Source organism: Saccharopolyspora gloriosae (genome assembly GCF_014203325.1).
Classification (GTDB): Bacteria; Actinomycetota; Actinomycetes; order Mycobacteriales; family Pseudonocardiaceae; genus Saccharopolyspora_C; species Saccharopolyspora_C gloriosae.
The window spans coordinates 170,954-187,692 of sequence record NZ_JACHIV010000001.1 but is presented as its reverse complement, the minus strand read 5'-3'; the positions used below and the strand labels follow the sequence as shown (position 1 = coordinate 187,692).

Here is a 16,739-nt window from a genome sequence, read left to right as displayed (position 1 = left end):
TCTGACTCCTGACCCTAAGTGCCCGCACCCTGCGCGCGGACACACTCTGGCGCGCCAAATTTCCGACTTGACGCGCGCGGTCATCACCGGCAGCGGGCCGGACGCCGACATACCGGCGCCCGGCCCGCTTTCGATGTCCTACTTGGCCTTCTCCACGACCTCGACGAGGCGCCAGCGCTTCGTCGCGGACAGCGGCCGGGTCTCCATCAGGAGCACGCGGTCGCCGACACCGGCCGTGTTGGCCTCGTCGTGCGCCTTGACCTTGGTGGTCTGGCGCATGACCTTGCTGTAGAGAGCGTGCTTCTTGCGGTCCTCCAGCGACACCACGATCGTCTTGTCCATCTTGTCGGACACGACGTATCCCTCGCGGGTCTTGCGGTAGTTCCGCGCCACGCTCTGTTCCTCTGCCTGGCTGCTCATGCCGCGCCCTCCTCGGTCGCGTCAGGGGACACCGTCAGGCCGAGCTCGCGCTCGCGCATGATGGTGTAGATCCGGGCGATGTCCCTGCGGACCACGCGCAACCGGCGGTTGTTCTCCAACTGCCCGGTCGCCATCTGGAAGCGAAGGTTGAACAGCTCTTCCTTCGACTCCCGGACCTTGGCCACCAGTTCCTCGTCGCCCAGCTCCCGGAGCTCACCAGCGGTGACACCAGCCGCCATCAGAAGTCACCACCCTCGCGGGACACGATCTTGCACTTCATCGGCAGCTTGTGCGCCGCGCGGGTCAGCGCTTCGACGGCCGTCTTCTTGTTCGGGAAGTTCAGCTCGAACATGACGCGGCCCGGCTTGACGTTCGCGACCCAGGACTCGGGCGAGCCCTTACCGGAACCCTGACGGGTCTCGGCCGGCTTCTTCGTCAGCGGGCGGTCCGGGAAGATGTTGATCCAGACCTTGCCGCCACGCTTGACGTGCCGGGTGATCGCGATACGCGCCGACTCGATCTGACGGTTGGTCACGTAGCCGTGCTCGACCGCCTGGATGCCGTACTCGCCGAAGTTGATGCGGGTGCCGCCCTTGGCGAAGCCACTGCGCTTCGGTGCGTGGCTCTTGCGCCACTTCACCCTGCGTGGGACCAGCACTGCTCAGCCCTCCGTCTTCTGATCGGCCTGCGGCTCGGCCACGGCCGGAGCGTTGGCAGCGGCCACGTCGCCCGCGGTCTGCGCCTGCTCCGAGCTCTCCGCCGAACCGCCCTTGGCTGCGGCGCGACCGGCCTCGGTGCCACCGGCACCGGTGGTGCCCGAAGCTCCGGAACGACGACGGCCACCGCGGTCGGAACGGCCACCGCGGTCGCCGCGCTCGCCACGTCCGCCGCCGCCCTCGCCGCGAGGCGCGCGCACCTCGGACTCCTGCTGCTTCTGCTTCAGGCCGCCGACCAGCTCACCCTTGTAGATCCACACCTTGACGCCGATGCGCCCGAACGTGGTGCGGGCCTCGAAGAAGCCGTAGTCGATGTCCGCGCGCAGCGTGTGCAGCGGGACGCGACCCTCGCGGTAGAACTCCGAGCGGGACATCTCGGCCCCGCCCAGACGGCCACCGCACTGCACCCGGATGCCCTTGACCTGCGGCGAGCGCATGGCCGACTGGATGGCCTTGCGCATCGCGCGCCGGAAGGACACGCGGTTGGACAGCTGCTCGGCCACGCCCTGCGCGACGAGCTGCGCGTCGGCCTCGGAGTTCTTGACTTCGAGGATGTTGAGCTGGACCTGCTTGCCGGTCAGCTTCTCCAGCGAACCGCGGATGCGGTCCGCTTCGGCACCACGACGGCCGATGACGATGCCCGGCCGGGCGGTGTGAATGTCCACCCGGACCCGCTCGCGGGTGCGCTCGATCTCCACTTTGGAGATCCCTGCGCGCTCCATACCGCGAGAGAGCCGACGGCGGATCTTGACGTCCTCCGCAACGTATTCCGCGTACTGCTTGTCGGCGTACCACCGGGACTTCCAGTCCGTGGTGATGCCGAGTCGGAAGCCGTGCGGGTTGATCTTCTGACCCACTACCGGGCACTCCCCTTCTGGCTCTTCGTCTTACCGGCCGCCTTCGGCCGCGACTCCACCTCGATGGTGATGTGCGCGGTCCGCTTGCGGATCCGGTACGCACGGCCCTGGGCACGGGGCTGGAACCGCTTCAGCGTCGGTCCCTCGTCCACGTACGCCCGGTGCACCCACAGGGTGTCGGGGTCGAGCGACTGGTTGTTCTGCGCGTTGGCGACGGCACTGGCGAGCACCTTCGACACCGGACCGCTGGCGGCCTGCGGCGCGAACTGGAGCACTGCCAGGGCTTCGCTGGCGTTACGGCCCTTGATGAGCTCGACCACGCGACGGGCCTTCATCGGCGTCACGCGGACGAAGCGGGCCCGCGCCACCGCGCGGTTGTCATCCGCCGCGGTGTCGTCGGAACGGGCTGTCATCCTGCTACCCCTTGCTCTTGGTTCGCCCCCGCTCAGCGGCGGCGGGACTTCCGGTCATCCTTGACGTGGCCCTTGAAGGTCCTCGTCGGCGCGAACTCGCCCAGCTTGTGCCCGACCATCGACTCGGTGACGAACACCGGGATGTGCTTGCGACCGTCGTGCACCGCGAAGGTGTGGCCCAGCATGTCCGGGATGATCGTGGACCGGCGGGACCAGGTCTTGATCACGGTCTTCTTGCCCGACTCGTTGAGCGCGTCCACCTTCTTGAGCAGGTGGTCGTCCACGAACGGGCCCTTCTTAAGGCTGCGTGGCATGTGCTACTACCTCCCTGCTCAGCGCTTCTTGCCGGTGCGACGGCGCCGGACGATGAGCTTGTCACTGGGCTTGTTGCGGCGGGTGCGGCCCTCGGGACGACCCTTCGGGTTGACCGGGTGGCGACCACCGGAGGTCTTACCCTCACCGCCACCGTGCGGGTGGTCGACCGGGTTCATGACGACACCGCGGACGGTCGGGCGCTTGCCCTTCCACCGCATGCGGCCGGCCTTGCCCCAGCTGATGTTCGAGTGCTCGGAGTTGCCGACCTCGCCGACCGTGGCGCGGCAGCGCACGTCCACGTTGCGGATCTCGCCCGAAGGCATCCGCAGCTGGGCGTACGGGCCGTCCTTGGCCACCAGCTGGACCCGGGCACCGGCGGACCGCGCGATCTTGGCTCCGCCACCGGGGCGCAGCTCGATCGCGTGGATCACGGTGCCGGTCGGGATGTTGCGCAGCGGGAGGTTGTTGCCGGGCTTGATGTCGGCCCGCGGCCCGCTTTCGACCTTGTCACCCTGCCGGACGCCGTTCGGCGCCACGATGTAGCGCTTCTCGCCGTCCAGGTAGTGCAGCAGCGCGATGCGCGCACTGCGGTTGGGGTCGTACTCGATGTGCGCGACCTTGGCCGGCACACCGTCCTTGTCATTGCGGCGGAAGTCGATGAGGCGGTAGGCCCGCTTGTGGCCGCCGCCCTGGTGCCGCGTCGTGATCTTGCCGTGCGCGTTGCGGCCGCCGCGACCGTGCAGCGGGCGCACCAGCGACTTCTCCGGCTCCGACCGGGTGATCTCGGCGAAGTCGGACACGCTGGAGCCGCGACGGCCCGGCGTCGTCGGCTTGTGCTTGCGAATGCCCATCTCTGTAGAAACCTCGTCCTAATCAGCGCCGGTCAGGCGGCCGGTCCGCCGAAGATCTCGATCGGCTTGCTCTCCGGGGACAGCGTCACGATCGCCCGCTTGGTGTCCTTGCGCTTGCCGTACCCGGTGCGGGTGCGCTTGCGCTTGCCGTTGCGGTTGATCGTGTTCACGTTGGAGACCTTGACGTCGAAGATCTTCTCAACGGCGATCTTGATCTCGGTCTTGTTCGTGCCGGGGCGAACCAGGAACGTGTACTGGCCCTCCTCCAAGAGCGCGTAGCTCTTCTCGGAGATGACCGGCGCCAAGATGATGTCTCGCGGGTCGGGGATCACTGCTGTGCCTCCTCAGCGCTCGCTGCCACGGCTGCTGCCTTGGCGGAGCGGCCCTGCACGGGCCCGGCGACGAACCGCTCGAATGCGGCCTTGCTGAACACCACGTCGTCGTTGACCAGCACGTCGTAGGTGTTGAGCTGACCCGGGTCGATCAGGTGCACGTGCTCGAGGTTGCGCAGGCTCAGCCAGGAGTTGGCCTCCTCCGAGCGGTTCAGCACCACCAGCACCCGCTTCGCCTCGGTCCAGATGCGGACCGCGGACTTGGCGGCCTTGGTCGACGGCGACTCGCCACCGACCACGTGCGTCACGACGTGCAGCTGGCCGGCGCGAGCGCGGTCGGACAGCGCACCGCGCAACGCGGCGGCCTTCATCTTCTTCGGGGTGCGCTGGGTGTAGTCCCGCGGCTGCGGGCCGTGCACCGTGCCACCACCGGTGAACTGGGGAGCCCGGATCGAACCCTGACGGGCGTTACCGGTGCCCTTCTGCCGGTACGGCTTCTTGCCGCCACCGGAGACCTGACCGCGAGTCTTCGTGGAGTGCGTGCCCTGGCGAGCGGCGGCCAGCTGGGCCGTCACCACCTGGTGCATCAGGGCCACGTTGGCCTGCACGTCGAAGATCTCGGCGGGCAGCTCGACACTGCCGTCGGTGGAGCCGTCCGGGGTACGGACGTCCAGCGTCGCGCTCATCACGCACCACCCTTCGCGGGGCTCTTGACCAGAACCAGGCCGCCCTTGGGGCCAGGAACGGCGCCCTTGATCAGCAACAGGCCGGAGTCGCCCTCAACCCGGTGAACCTTGAGGTTCTGGGTGGTGACGCGGTCCGAGCCCATCCGGCCGGACATCTTCATGCCCTTGAAGACGCGACCCGGGGTGGCGCAGCCACCGATCGAGCCCGGCTTCCGGTGCACGGCCTGAGCACCGTGGCTCATCGGCTGGCGGTGGAAGCCGTGCCGCTTGATCGTGCCGGCGAAGCCCTTGCCCTTGCTGGTGCCGACCACGTCGACCACGGTGCCGGCTTCGAACAGCTCGGCGGTGATCTCCTGGCCGACTTCGTACTCACCGGCGTCATTCGTGCGCAGCTCGACGAGGTGGCGGCGCGGGGTGACCCCGGCCTTGGTGAAGTGGCCGGTGCGCGGCTTGTTCACCTTGCGGGGGTCGATGGCGCCGAACGCCAGCTGCACGGCCGAATAGCCGTCCTTGTCGGGGGTACGGATCTGGGTGACCACGTTCGGCCCGGCCTGCACGACGGTCACCGGGACGACCCGGTTGTTCTCGTCGAAGACCTGGGTCATGCCGAGCTTGGTGCCCAGAATCCCCTTGATCTGCCTGTCAGACATCAGTCTTGTTCTCTCCGCACTACGGCCGGCCCGCGAACGAGCCGTCTCACGATGGGCCGACCCTTACTGGATGTTCACGTCGACGCTGGCCGGAAGGTCGATGCGCATCAACGCGTCCACCGTCTTCGGCGTCGGTTCGAGGATGTCGATGAGCCGCTTGTGCGTCCGCATCTCGAAGTGCTCCCGCGAGTCCTTGTACTTGTGCGGAGAGCGGATGACGCAGTAGACGTTCTTCTCCGTCGGCAGCGGCACCGGCCCGACGACCCGAGCGCCGGTGCGCGTCACGGTCTCAACGATCTTGCGCGCGGACGCGTCGATCGCCTCGTGGTCGTAGGCCTTGAGCCGGATGCGGATCTTCTGTCCCGCCATAGTGGCTTGCCGTTCCTCTAGTCTCGTGCCGCCAGTGGTCGGCGCTGCGGCGGTCTTCAGCTCGATGCTGACGACGGCGCTGCGCCCATGGGCTTCGGGTGCCCGTCGCGGCCTGGGCCGGTGAGCTCTCGAACCGGGATTTCTCCCGCCCGTCGAACTCAGCCCTCGGTCCGCCCCTGTTCAGGTTGCTGGTGCCCGGTACACGCGGTCGGGCGTGTCGCCCGCTGCGAACAGACCGGTCCCATCGAACTCCGCCGCTGGGATGGATCACGGAGCTCCCCGAAGGGCACTCCCGAAGACCCGTACACCTCTTGCTGTGCACCCTGCCGGACGGCGACGCGGGAGAACTCCCGGCGCAGCGCCCAGGCCCGGCCGAAACCGGTCCTGCTCCGAAACTCCAGGGCGCGGGGCTTCTCGTGGCGGAGCGGCCGGGACTTCCACTACTAGGCGATGAACGCCTGGGAAACCGGCCGCTCCGAACGAGCAACCCATACAGGATGGCACACGCCGTATGCCAGCCCGAATCGGGGGGTGGTTTTCGGAGTTCGCACCGCGGCGCGGACCCCGGAAGCCAGCGAGGGCCTGCCCCTTCAGAGAAGGAGCAGGCCCTCGCGGTGGATCACTTGATGATCTTGGTGACGCGACCCGCGCCGACCGTACGACCACCCTCGCGGATCGCGAAGCGGAGGCCGTCCTCCATCGCGATCGGCTGGATCAGCTGCACCGACATCTCGACGTTGTCGCCCGGCATGACCATCTCGGTGCCCTCGGGGAGGGTCACGACGCCGGTCACGTCGGTGGTGCGGAAGTAGAACTGCGGCCGGTAGTTGTTGAAGAACGGGGTGTGACGGCCACCGTCCTCCTTCGACCGGATGTAGACCTGGCACTCGAACTCGGTGTGCGGGGTCGTGGTCTTCGGCTTGACGACCACCATGCCGCGCTCGACGTCCTCGCGCTTGATGCCGCGCACGAGCAGACCGACGTTGTCACCGGCCTGGCCCTCGTCCAGCAGCTTGCGGAACATCTCGACGCCGGTGACCGTGGTCTTCAGCGCGGTGTCCTTGATGCCGACGAGCTCGACCTCTTCGTTCACCTTGATGACGCCGCGCTCGATCCGACCGGTCACCACGGTGCCGCGGCCGGTGATCGAGAAGGAGTCCTCGACCGGCATCAGGAAGGGCTTGTCGGTCTCGCGCTCCGGGTCCGGAACGTTCTCGTCGACCGCGTCGAGCAGCTGCATGACCTTGTCGGTCCACTCGGGGTCGCCCTCGAGCGCCTTCAGCGCGGAGACGCGGACGACCGGAGCACCGTCGCCGTCGTACTCCTCGCCGGACAGCAGCTCGCGGACCTCCATCTCCACGAGCTCCATGATCTCCTCGTCGTCGACCATGTCGGCCTTGTTCAGCGCGACGAGGATGTAGGGCACACCGACCTGGCGAGCCAGCAGCACGTGCTCACGCGTCTGCGGCATCGGGCCGTCGGTGGCGGCCACCACCAGGATCGCCCCGTCCATCTGGGCGGCACCGGTGATCATGTTCTTCACGTAGTCGGCGTGACCGGGGGCGTCGACGTGCGCGTAGTGACGCTTCTCGGTCTGGTACTCGACGTGCGCGATCTGAATCGTGATACCGCGCTGCTTCTCCTCCGGCGCCTTGTCGATCTCGTCGAACGGCGTGAAGGGGTTCAGCTCCGGGTGCTTCTCGTGCAGCACCTTGGTGATGGCCGCGGTGAGCGTGGTCTTGCCGTGGTCAACGTGACCGATGGTCCCGATGTTGACGTGCGGCTTGTCCCTCTCGAACTTCGCCTTAGCCACTGGATTGTCCTCCTGGACTTAGTTCTCTTTCCGCCGTACGACTAGCCAGTCCCCGCGTTACGCGAAGATTTAGTGCCAGGCGGAGTCCTGTCGGGTTTGGAGGCGGACGGCCGCGGCCCCGATCACGAGGCCGAGCCGGCCGCCGCCGAACTACAGGGAATTACTCGCCCGTAGCCTTCGCGATGATCTCCTTCGCCACGTTCGCGGGAACCTCGGCGTAGGAGTCGAACACCATCGAGTAGTTCGCGCGGCCCTGCGTCTTGGAACGCAGGTCGCCGACATACCCGAACATCTCGGACAGCGGCACCTGCGCCTTGACGACACGCGCACCGCTGCGCTCCTCCATGGCCTGGATCTGGCCACGGCGGGAGTTGAGGTCGCCGATGACATCGCCCATGTAGTCCTCGGGCGTGATCACCTCGACCGCCATCACCGGTTCGAGGATCGCCGGGGAGGCCTTCTGCGCGGCCTCCTTCAGGGCGATGGAACCGGCGACCTTGAACGCCATCTCCGAGGAGTCGACCTCGTGGTACTGGCCGTCCAGCAAGGTCACCTTGACGCCCACCAGCGGGTAGCCGGCCAGCACGCCGTACTGCATGGCGTCCTGCGCGCCCTGGTCCACCGACGGGATGTACTCGCGCGGGACGCGACCACCGGTGACCTTGTTCTGGAACTCGTACGTCGCACTGTCGGCAGTCTGCTCGATCGGCTCGACCGCGATGATGACGCGGGCGAACTGCCCGGAACCACCGGTCTGCTTCTTGTGCGTGTACTCGTACTTCTCGACCGACTTGCGAATCGTCTCGCGGTAGGCCACCTGGGGCTTACCGATGTTCGCCTCGACCCTGAAGTCCGACTTCATCCGGTTGACCAGGACTTCCAGGTGCAGCTCGCCCATGCCGGAGAGGACCGTCTGACCGGTCTCCTCGTCGTGGTGAACGCGGAAGGTCGGGTCCTCCTCGGCGAGCTTCTGGATCGCCGTGGAGAGCTTCTCCTGGTCGGCCTTCGTCTTCGGCTCGACGGCCACGTCGATGACGGGCTCCGGGAAGGTCATCGACTCGAGCACGATCGGCTTCTGCGGATCGCACAGCGTGTCACCGGTGGTGGTCTCCTTGAGACCGACCACGGCGTAGATGTGACCCGCCTGGGCCTCGTCGACCGGGTTCTCCTTGTTGGAGTGCATCTGGAAGAACTTCCCGATGCGCTCCTTGCGCTCACGCGTGGAGTTCATGACCTGCGTGCCCTGCGTGACCTTGCCCGAGTAGACCCGGATGTAGGTCAGCTTCCCGTAGAACGGGTGCACGGCGATCTTGGACACCAGCGCGGCGAAGGGCTCCTCGGTGCTGGGCTTGCGCTCCGCGGTGGTCTCACCGTCGAGCATCAGACCCTGCACCGGCGGCACGTCCAGCGGCGACGGCAGGAAGTCGACGACCGCGTCGAGCATGGGCTGCACGCCCTTGTTCTTGAACGCGGTGCCGCACAGGACCGGGAACGCGGTGCGCTCGACGGTCAGCTTCCGGATGCCGGCCTTGATCTGCTCGGTGGTGAGTTCCTCGCCACCGAAGTAGGCCTCCATCAGAGCCTCGTCGGTCTCGGCGACGGCCTCGACCAGCTGCTCGCGGTACGAGTTCGCGCTCTCGACGAGGTCTTCCGGGATCGGCTCGATCTCGTAGCTCTCGCCCTTCTTCACGTCACCACGCCAGGTCAGCGCCTTCATGCTGACCAGGTCGACGACGCCCTCGAAGTCGGACTCGGTGCCGATGGGCAGCTGAAGCACCAGCGGAGTGGCGTTGAGCCGCTCGCGGATGGTCTTCACGGTGAAGTAGAAGTCCGCACCGAGCTTGTCCATCTTGTTGACGAAGCAGATGCGCGGGACGTCGTACTTGTCCGCCTGCCGCCAGACCTGCTCGGACTGCGGCTCGACACCTTCCTTGCCGTCGAAGACCGCGACGGCGCCATCCAGGACGCGCAGCGAGCGCTCCACCTCGACCGTGAAGTCGACGTGTCCCGGAGTGTCGATGATGTTGATCTGGTTGTCTTCCCAGAAGGTCGTGGTAGCAGCCGAGGTGATCGTGATACCCCGCTTCTGCTCCTCTTCCATCCAGTCCATCGTCGAGGCGCCGTCGTGCGTCTCGCCGAGCTTGTGGTTGATCCCGGTGTAGTACAGGATCCGCTCGGTCGTGGTGGTCTTGCCCGCGTCGATGTGGGCCATAATGCCGATGTTGCGGACCTTCGTGAGGTCCGTCAGCACGTCGCGTGCCACGAGTTTCTTCCCCGTTCCTACAGCAGATGCAAGCCGTCGAATCGGTGTGCCGAGGCGGGCAGGAGCCGACCCGACGTCACCAGCGGTAGTGCGCGAAGGCCTTGTTGGACTCCGCCATCTTGTGCGTGTCTTCGCGCTTCTTGACGCTCGCGCCGAGGCCGTTGCTGGCGTCGAGCAGTTCGTTCATCAGGCGCTCGACCATGGTCTTCTCGCGGCGCTGCCGCGAGTAGGTCACGAGCCAGCGCAGCGCCAGCGTGGTGGAGCGACCGGCGCGGACCTCGATCGGCACCTGGTAGGTCGCGCCACCGACACGGCGGCTGCGGACCTCCAGGGTCGGCTTCACGTTGTCCAGCGCGCGCTTGAGCGTGACCACCGGGTCGGTGCTGTTCTTCTCCCGCGCACCTTCGAGCGCCGCGTACACGATCTTCTCGGCCAACGAGCGCTTGCCGTCGACGAGGACCTTGTTCACCAGCTGGGTGACCAGCGGCGAGGCGTACACGGGATCGGCGTTGAGCGGCCGCTTCGGGGCCGGACCCTTGCGGGGCATCAGCTCTTCTCCTTCTTCGCGCCGTACCGGCTGCGAGCCTGCTTGCGGTTCTTCACACCCTGCGTGTCGGCAGACCCACGGATGATCTTGTACCGCACGCCGGGGAGGTCCTTCACACGGCCGCCGCGAACCAGCACGATCGAGTGCTCCTGGAGGTTGTGCCCCTCACCCGGGATGTAGGCCGTGACCTCGATGCCGCTGGTGAGCTTGACACGAGCGACCTTGCGCAGTGCCGAGTTGGGCTTCTTCGGGGTGGTGGTGTACACGCGGGTGCACACGCCACGCCGCTGCGGGCTCCCCTTGAGCGCCGCAGTCTTGGTCTTGGCGACCTTGTCCTGGCGGCCCTTACGGACCAGCTGCTGGATGGTGGGCATGGACCGGCTTTCTCTTGAGCGTTCGCGTCTTCGTGGTTGCTCTCGCCCGGCGGCGCTCGCAACGTCGGCGTCCGGGCACGTGCCCTGGCGCCGAGCACCTCGCAGGCACTGTTTACTTAGGCCTCCCCCGCACCACGAGGTCGGGCGTGTCGCCCGCTCCTCGGCCTTGCGGCGCTGGTGGTGCCTGCGGGAGCGCACCGACAGGAACGAACCCGATGGTTGTCAGGAGAGTTCCGCACGGCCCATGTCCGCGATCACGACCACCGGAGCGGCCCCTGTTCACGCACGGGCATACGGACCGACCCGATAGCTTTCGGGTCCGATAAACAAAGATACCCGCCCCGTTCTGAGGGGGTCAAAACGGGGTCCCCAAGACCTGCTCGATCTTCCCCGAAGCCGCCGCGGACCGAGCTAGTGGTGTGGTGTTCCCGCCGAGTTTACCCCTGCGAGCAAGAGCCGCAGGCCCGCTCGGGGAGCGCGGAACCCGCCGCACGCGCATCAGAGCTCCGCGAGCCAGCCACCGGCGACGAGCTCGCCGACGGCCTGCGGCAGGAAGTAGGCCTGACCGCCGCCGACCTGGCCGTGGTCCGGTCGGATCACTCCGGTCACCACTTCGTAGCCGCCGAGCACCCGGTACCGGCGGTACTCCCCCGGCGCCCGCTCCGGTGGCATCGAGCGGTGCGGCAGCCCCGTGCCGGGCACGAACACGGTGTTGCCGTCGGACGTCCCGAACCGGTCGACCTCGGCGCCGTCGGGCAGCACCACGACGAACCTGTCGTCGTAGTGCGACAGCGGCAGGTCCGGACCGAGCGGTTCGATCGGGCACTCGTAGTCGGCGAGCGGCTCGTCGAGTTCCCGCAGCATCGAGGTCCGGGTCAGCGCCACCGCTCCGATCAGGTGCGCCGCGGCGCCGTGGGCCTCCGCGAAGCGGGACTCGTTGCGCACCTCCCCCTCGTCGAGGCAGAACACCGACCACCAGCCGTCCGGCTCGCGCAGCATGCTCCAGCCGCCTTCGAGGGGTTCGGTGAAGCTGTAGAAGCGCCGGCTGACGCCGAACCTCGCGATGAACCGCCGGGCCACGTCGATCGCGTCCGCGGCGCGCTCGCCGTCCAGGGCGTCCGGGTCAGCGCCCAGCACCAGCGCCTTCGCCTGCTCGGTGGCGTGGTCGGCGACGCGCTCCGGGCAGCGGTGGCCGTTGCGGCGGATGTGGTCGAGGAAGTCGCGCGGCGGCGTGATGTCGTGGGCGTCGAGGTAGTAGGCCGTCGCCAGCGGCCACGCCCAGGTGCCGTCGGTGTGGAACTGCTTGGGCACCGCCGGCGGGCGCCGCGGGTCGATCTCGTCCTCGGAGGTGCTGCGGGCCGACAGGACGACCTCACCTCCCAGCAGGTAGTCGAGGACCAGCTGCTTCTCCAGCCACGGCAGCACCGGCCGGTGCGCCAGCGGGCGCCCGTCGCCGTCCGTTCCGTCGAAGACCTGCGCCATCCGGACCGGCCCGCGCGCTCCCGCGGCGTCGCGGTGGTTCGCGAAGTGCCGCCACGCCTGCACGAGCAGCCACTCCGGCGCCTGGACGCGCGGGAAGTAGCGGAGCTCGTCGAAGGCGGCCTGCGGATCGTCCTCCCCGTCCGCCCACCGGACCTCGGCGTGAGCGGTCTCGAACTCCGGCTCCGCCCCGACGACGGCGGTGCAGCGCGCCGTGGTCCACGCCCCCTGCTCCGGCCGGTACTCGACGGCGCGGCTGCGCTGCAGCGCGTCGACGAGCTCCTGCGGCGAGATCCACGGGTGCCTGCCGTCGTCGGTGACGACGGTCGCCACGACCTCGATGCGGGTGCCGAGCGCCGCGCACTCGACGTGGACCTCCCGCCACCCCGGCGGTCCCAGCCGCGGAACGAGCCCGCGCACCTCGGCGCGCGTGTCCGGGCGTGCGGCCGGTTTCGTCGGCGCACCGTGGGACGCCGAGGAGGGGAAGGGACGGCCAGGCTCGGGCGGCTCGCCCTGGCGCACCAGGACGGCGTCGATCCGCTCGTGCGGGACCGGAGCCTCGACGCCGTCGAGCACCGCCGAGCCGTCCCGCGACTCCAGCAGCGGCACCAGCCGACCTCCGGTCCGGACGCAGGTCCCGGCGATGGGCGTCCCCAGAATCACCTGTTCTCCCCTTCGTGGTTCGCGGCGGCGTCGCGGGTGGACGCCCGCCGCCGAACGATCGTGATCACCATGCCGGGTACCGCCACGTCCACGACGCATCGGTCGGCGCCGACGGGCTGAACTCGGTGAGCGCGTCCCGCGCGAGGGCCTCGACGACGTCGCGCAGTTCCAAGGCCTGCAGCCACTCCGGCGGCAAGGCGTGGATGCCGTGCAGCGCCCCCGCGATGTTGCCGCACACCATCCCCGTCGAGTCCGAGTCCCCCGAGTGGTTCACCGACAGCAGCAGCGCCTCCCGCACGCCGCCGGTGGCGAGCACGGCGTAGAGCCCGATCGCGAGCGCCTCCTCACCGACCCAGCCCTGGCCGAGAGCCGCCTCGATCTCCTCCGGGGCGACCGGCCCCCGCTCGGACAGCTCGACTGCCGCGTCCAGGGCCCGCAACTGCTCCTCGTGCCGTGGCCATCGCACCAGCAGGTCCCGAGCCACCCGTACCGCCTCCGGCAACGGCACTTCGCGGATCAGCTGGTGCACGATCACCGCGTGCACCCCCGCCGACAGGAAACCGCTGGGATGGCCGTGGGTGAGCGCGGCGGTCCCGACCGCGGCCCAGAACACCTCGGCCGGATCGTTCGACCACACCGCGACCGGTGCCGCGCGCATGACCCCGCCGCACCCCTTGGAATCATTGATCCGATGCTGCGGCGTGGCGTGCCGGTGCGTCCGCTCGAAGCTCTCCAACGCCCCCAGACAGGTGCCGCCCGGCGCGCGCTGCGCGAACAACGCCGAGTTGGTGATCAACCACCCGTCCGGTACCTGCAAGTGCTGCGCGTAAGGCCCGCCCGCCTGCGCCCACGGACGGCCCTGCGTGTGGAGCCAGCGCTGGTAGGCGTGCTGCACCTCGGGGATCGGATCGTTGTCCACCGGCTTCATCCGCCGCGCCACGTGCGCCCGGATCAGGCCTTCCAACGTGAACAGCATCATCTGCGTGTCATCGGAGACCCGCGCGACGCCGTCCCGCAGCACCGGCCCGGCTAGCCCGCCCTCGCCGTGCTCGCGCCGGATCGTCCCGATGTCCTGGAACTCCACCGCATACCCGAGCGCATCCCCCACCGCCCCGCCGACCAGCGCCCCGATGAAGCGGTCTCGCGGGGAGAGCGGCTCCGGGCGTGCTGCGGACTGCGGGCGGGGGTTCGCAGGGCGGTCATGCTCGTCCCGGATGACCGTCGTGCGCTGCGGAGCATCCGGCGACGCGCCTGTCGTCCACGGGCCGCTCGGGTAGCCGCGGTGCCACTCCGCGTCATCACGAGGAAGTCGTCCGAACTCGGCGGCGAGGTCACGGCCGAGCCGAGTGGCGACGCCGAGCAGCCGGGAGTCCCGCAATCGCTCACCGGGCACCGCGGTGGGGCCGTCGCACATCCCGTTGAGGAAGCCGCACAGCATCCCGGCAGTTCGCCCGTCCGGCTCCCAGCCGGACGCCACGTCGAAAGCGTCCTGCCACGATGCGCTCGACGCCACCGCGTACAAGGCCGCGGCCAGGGCGGCATGCGCAGCGCCGGAGCCGAAGTGCTCGTTGATGATCTCCTGTCGAGCGGCGACGCCCGCAGGCGCGGTTCGCGCGAGCTCGATCGACGAACCGAGCAGGGCGAGAACGGGCTCATGATCCGGCCACGGCCGCAGTTCCGTGCGCACTGCGCTCAACGCCACACCCCACGTCGGGTGGAAGACCCGGTGCCGGAGCAGTGCCGCGAGCGCGGCTCCGGCGAGGTGGACTCCGGCGTCCGCGGTCCACGCCTGAAGCGCCGCGACGACTTCTTCCGAGCCACCGAGGACCGCGAGCGGCGCGGCTGCGGCCAGCAACGCCGTCGGGTCACGATCGGCGTCGGCGAGGAACCGGCCGCCGACGATGCCGAGCATCGCTCGGTCCTGCCACAACCACCCCGACGGGCGCTGCGCGCGACGTTGCCCCAGCAACCAGTCCAGGCGCTGCTTCCCGAAGTGGAACTCCTGGACCAGGTGAGCCGCTCCGGCTCGACGCAGCGCGAGGTGCGAACGGATCACCGATTCAGCGGCCACGAATGCGAGCGCGGTCCGGTACGAGTCACCGGGCAGGTCCGCGGCCATGGCGCCCACGAGCAGACCGATGCAGCGGCTCTCCAGCTGCGCGGCTTCCTTCTCGCCGCCGTTGAATGGAGTCGAGTGGGCCGGGGTGAACGGCGCCCGGAACTCGACCGGGCCGCCGGCGACGAAGTCTCCACCACGTTCGATCGCCCTGACCGCGAGCGAATCCAGCGGCGTCCGGGCCAGCACGTCGGAGTGGGTTCGACGCCACGCGGACAACGCCGTCAGCTCCGCGGAACTGAGCGTCGTGCTGTTGACCCGCTCCCGGGGCAGTCCCGGTACGCGGGGCACCACCTGCTTGACGTCGGCGAGGAATCGGCTGGCGCTCCCCTCCGCCGACACCTCGCGCCATGCCCGTATCGCCTGCTGTTCCTCCCAGGTCAGAGGCACCCGAAGGGTTCTGAACCGCGTCATAGTCAGCCTTCACAGTCCGTTCGTCGCACAGTCAGAGTTGCCGCGGGTACTTCGCAGACCAGTCCGCCCCGTCGGCGGCGTCCGGCGCGGCGAACTCAGCGAGCGAGTCGCTGATCAGTTCTTCGAACCCTGCACGCCATTCCAGGGTCGACAGCCAGTCCGGTGGAACGATCGCAACGCCGTGCAAGGCCCCCAGCACGGCACCGCACACCGCGGCCGGTGTCGTGCTGTTCCCGGACCGGTTGACCGCCACACCGACCGCTCGCCGGAAGTCGCCGGGGGACGCGACGGCGGCGGCCAAGCCGATGGCCAGAGCCTCGTCAGCGCGCCAGCCCGGACCGATGCGAGCCTCGAGGGCATCCGCATCCATCCGCCCGGACTCCGCCAGTTCCAGTGCTCGCTCCAACGACGACCGCGTCTCGTCATTGCCTTCCCACCGGCGGAGCTGCTCCAACGCGCCGTCGATCGCGGCCCGCAGCGACGCTCCCTGCGCAAGTCCGCCGCACACCGTCGCGAAGGTTCCGGACGGCAGGTAACCGGTCGGGTGCCCGTGGGTGATCACGCCGACGTTGGCGCCCAGGTTGAACACCCGTTCCGGCACGTCGGACCACAGGAAGCACGGCGCGGCCCGGAGCAGGGCGCCTGGGCTCTTGTCCTGGTTCAGCGGGGTGTCGAAGTTGCTGATCCCTTGAGCGGCGTTGTCGTCGGTCGCCCGTGCGAACGCGGCGAGTGCGTCCAGGCTGACTCGATCCGGCGATCGTTGCGCCCGGAGTTCTTCTTGGCCGACCAGCCAGCCGCCCGGCTCAGGAATCGCCTTGCGCAAGGTGCCGGGCAACGTTGCACGCCATTCCAACCCTTGTGTGTGCAGCCAACGCGCGTAGGACATCTGGAGAGCGTTGCGCGGGTGCGAGTGCGTGCGAAAACCCCCTGCCCGAAGTTGGGATCGGCCGATGATGAGGGCTTCCAGCGTGAAGGCGAGCAACTGCGTGTCATCGGTGAACGCACTCGGCTTCCCGAACACCGGAAGCGGCCCCGAAACACCAGCAGGACCGCACTTCTGCTGAATGATCGCAAGGTCGTCGAATTCGACCGGCGCACCGATCGAGTCCCCCACGGCGCCACCGAGAACGATCCCAGGAAGAGCGGCCTTGATCCGCTCTGCGGCGTCCGCGTCGTAAACCGGAAGATCACGAATACGAGGGGCCGACGCGGCCGAGGAGTCGCCCCCACCGCTGATTCCTGCCCGATTCGAAATCTGATCCAGGAAATCTCGGGCCGACTGCGACAACGCCGCATCGCCCGCGCGATACATTCGCCACGCCGAGATGAACTCGACTTCATCGGCGTTCAACGCCACCTGCATAGCGGGCCCCTGGCCCGCCGCACTGCTGTCCGCTGCCATCATCGGCTCCTCAGCATCCCAGAGAAAGCACGGGGAAAATCTCGACGCACCGCCACGAT

18 protein-coding genes are annotated in these 16,739 nt (G+C 68.5%); all 18 read right to left on the bottom strand.

Features of this window, described 5'->3' with window-relative positions:
- Positions 1-138: 138 nt before the first annotated feature.
- On the bottom strand, positions 139-420 hold the full coding sequence (gene rpsQ / locus BJ969_RS00895) for a 30S ribosomal protein S17 (RefSeq protein WP_184476369.1): 282 nt from the start codon (positions 418-420) through the stop codon (positions 139-141).
- Positions 417-659 carry a 50S ribosomal protein L29 gene (gene rpmC / locus BJ969_RS00890; RefSeq protein WP_184476366.1) on the bottom strand — a complete coding sequence of 81 codons (243 nt, stop codon included), beginning with the start codon at positions 657-659 and terminating at the stop codon, positions 417-419. Before rpmC ends, rpsQ begins: the two co-directional genes overlap by 4 nt.
- Positions 659-1,078 (bottom strand): 50S ribosomal protein L16, encoded by a 420-nt coding sequence (gene rplP, locus BJ969_RS00885; RefSeq protein WP_184476363.1) that lies wholly within the window; start codon positions 1,076-1,078, stop codon positions 659-661. Before rplP ends, rpmC begins: the two co-directional genes overlap by 1 nt.
- A 3-nt stretch (positions 1,079-1,081) precedes the next feature.
- Entirely contained in the window at positions 1,082-1,993 is a 912-nt protein-coding gene (gene rpsC, locus BJ969_RS00880; protein ID WP_184476359.1) for a 30S ribosomal protein S3, read from the bottom strand.
- Complete coding sequence (gene rplV, locus BJ969_RS00875; RefSeq protein WP_184476356.1) at positions 1,993-2,406, bottom strand: 50S ribosomal protein L22; 414 nt, start codon at positions 2,404-2,406, stop codon at positions 1,993-1,995. The genes rpsC and rplV overlap by 1 nt, the downstream gene beginning before the upstream one ends.
- Before the next feature lie 32 nt (positions 2,407-2,438).
- Positions 2,439-2,720, bottom strand: a complete 282-nt coding sequence (gene rpsS, locus BJ969_RS00870; RefSeq protein WP_184476345.1) for a 30S ribosomal protein S19 — start codon at positions 2,718-2,720, stop codon at positions 2,439-2,441.
- Between the two features lie 18 nt (positions 2,721-2,738).
- On the bottom strand, positions 2,739-3,572 hold the full coding sequence (gene rplB / locus BJ969_RS00865; RefSeq protein ID WP_184476342.1) for a 50S ribosomal protein L2: 834 nt from the start codon (positions 3,570-3,572) through the stop codon (positions 2,739-2,741).
- Positions 3,573-3,604: 32 nt separating this feature from the next.
- Entirely contained in the window at positions 3,605-3,904 is a 300-nt protein-coding gene (rplW, locus tag BJ969_RS00860; RefSeq protein WP_184476339.1) for a 50S ribosomal protein L23, read from the bottom strand.
- Entirely contained in the window at positions 3,901-4,590 is a 690-nt protein-coding gene (rplD, locus tag BJ969_RS00855; protein WP_184476336.1) for a 50S ribosomal protein L4, read from the bottom strand. Before rplD ends, rplW begins: the two co-directional genes overlap by 4 nt.
- Positions 4,590-5,240 (bottom strand): 50S ribosomal protein L3, encoded by a 651-nt coding sequence (rplC, locus tag BJ969_RS00850; RefSeq protein ID WP_184476333.1) that lies wholly within the window; start codon positions 5,238-5,240, stop codon positions 4,590-4,592. The genes rplD and rplC overlap by 1 nt, the downstream gene beginning before the upstream one ends.
- A gap of 63 nt (positions 5,241-5,303) precedes the next feature.
- Positions 5,304-5,609 carry a 30S ribosomal protein S10 gene (gene rpsJ, locus BJ969_RS00845; protein WP_009948626.1) on the bottom strand — a complete coding sequence of 102 codons (306 nt, stop codon included), beginning with the start codon at positions 5,607-5,609 and terminating at the stop codon, positions 5,304-5,306.
- A 619-nt stretch (positions 5,610-6,228) separates the two neighbouring features.
- Positions 6,229-7,422 (bottom strand): elongation factor Tu, encoded by a 1,194-nt coding sequence (tuf, locus tag BJ969_RS00840; RefSeq protein WP_184476330.1) that lies wholly within the window; start codon positions 7,420-7,422, stop codon positions 6,229-6,231.
- A 160-nt stretch (positions 7,423-7,582) separates the two neighbouring features.
- Positions 7,583-9,685 carry an elongation factor G gene (fusA, locus tag BJ969_RS00835; protein WP_184476327.1) on the bottom strand — a complete coding sequence of 701 codons (2,103 nt, stop codon included), beginning with the start codon at positions 9,683-9,685 and terminating at the stop codon, positions 7,583-7,585.
- A 76-nt stretch (positions 9,686-9,761) separates the two neighbouring features.
- Positions 9,762-10,232, bottom strand: coding sequence for a 30S ribosomal protein S7 (gene rpsG, locus BJ969_RS00830; RefSeq protein WP_184476324.1), 471 nt, complete (start codon positions 10,230-10,232; stop codon positions 9,762-9,764).
- Positions 10,232-10,606 carry a 30S ribosomal protein S12 gene (rpsL, locus tag BJ969_RS00825; RefSeq protein ID WP_009948619.1) on the bottom strand — a complete coding sequence of 125 codons (375 nt, stop codon included), beginning with the start codon at positions 10,604-10,606 and terminating at the stop codon, positions 10,232-10,234. The genes rpsG and rpsL overlap by 1 nt, the downstream gene beginning before the upstream one ends.
- 498 nt (positions 10,607-11,104) lie before the next feature.
- On the bottom strand, positions 11,105-12,748 hold the full coding sequence (locus tag BJ969_RS00820; protein WP_343071162.1) for a glycohydrolase toxin TNT-related protein: 1,644 nt from the start codon (positions 12,746-12,748) through the stop codon (positions 11,105-11,107).
- Positions 12,749-12,812: 64 nt separating this feature from the next.
- Complete coding sequence (locus tag BJ969_RS00815; protein WP_343071161.1) at positions 12,813-15,254, bottom strand: ADP-ribosylglycohydrolase family protein; 2,442 nt, start codon at positions 15,252-15,254, stop codon at positions 12,813-12,815.
- A 55-nt stretch (positions 15,255-15,309) separates the two neighbouring features.
- Entirely contained in the window at positions 15,310-16,680 is a 1,371-nt protein-coding gene (locus BJ969_RS00810; RefSeq protein ID WP_184476315.1) for an ADP-ribosylglycohydrolase family protein, read from the bottom strand.
- Positions 16,681-16,739 lie beyond the last annotated feature (59 nt).

What these genes read in the sequence shown, in the direction of transcription:
- rpsQ (WP_184476369.1), bottom strand. Translation starts at nt 420, where the DNA reads ATGAGCAGCCAGGCAGAGGAACAGAGCGTGGCGCGGAACTACCGCAAG.
- rpsS (WP_184476345.1), bottom strand. Translation starts at nt 2,720, where the DNA reads ATGCCACGCAGCCTTAAGAAGGGCCCGTTCGTGGACGACCACCTGCTC.
- rpmC (WP_184476366.1), bottom strand. Translation starts at nt 659, where the DNA reads ATGGCGGCTGGTGTCACCGCTGGTGAGCTCCGGGAGCTGGGCGACGAG.
- rplV (WP_184476356.1), bottom strand. Translation starts at nt 2,406, where the DNA reads ATGACAGCCCGTTCCGACGACACCGCGGCGGATGACAACCGCGCGGTG.
- rplD (WP_184476336.1), bottom strand. Translation starts at nt 4,590, where the DNA reads ATGAGCGCGACGCTGGACGTCCGTACCCCGGACGGCTCCACCGACGGC.
- BJ969_RS00810 (WP_184476315.1), bottom strand. Translation starts at nt 16,680, where the DNA reads ATGGCAGCGGACAGCAGTGCGGCGGGCCAGGGGCCCGCTATGCAGGTG.
- rplB (WP_184476342.1), bottom strand. Translation starts at nt 3,572, where the DNA reads ATGGGCATTCGCAAGCACAAGCCGACGACGCCGGGCCGTCGCGGCTCC.
- rpsG (WP_184476324.1), bottom strand. Translation starts at nt 10,232, where the DNA reads ATGCCCCGCAAGGGTCCGGCCCCGAAGCGGCCGCTCAACGCCGATCCC.
- rpsL (WP_009948619.1), bottom strand. Translation starts at nt 10,606, where the DNA reads ATGCCCACCATCCAGCAGCTGGTCCGTAAGGGCCGCCAGGACAAGGTC.
- rpsJ (WP_009948626.1), bottom strand. Translation starts at nt 5,609, where the DNA reads ATGGCGGGACAGAAGATCCGCATCCGGCTCAAGGCCTACGACCACGAG.
- rplC (WP_184476333.1), bottom strand. Translation starts at nt 5,240, where the DNA reads ATGTCTGACAGGCAGATCAAGGGGATTCTGGGCACCAAGCTCGGCATG.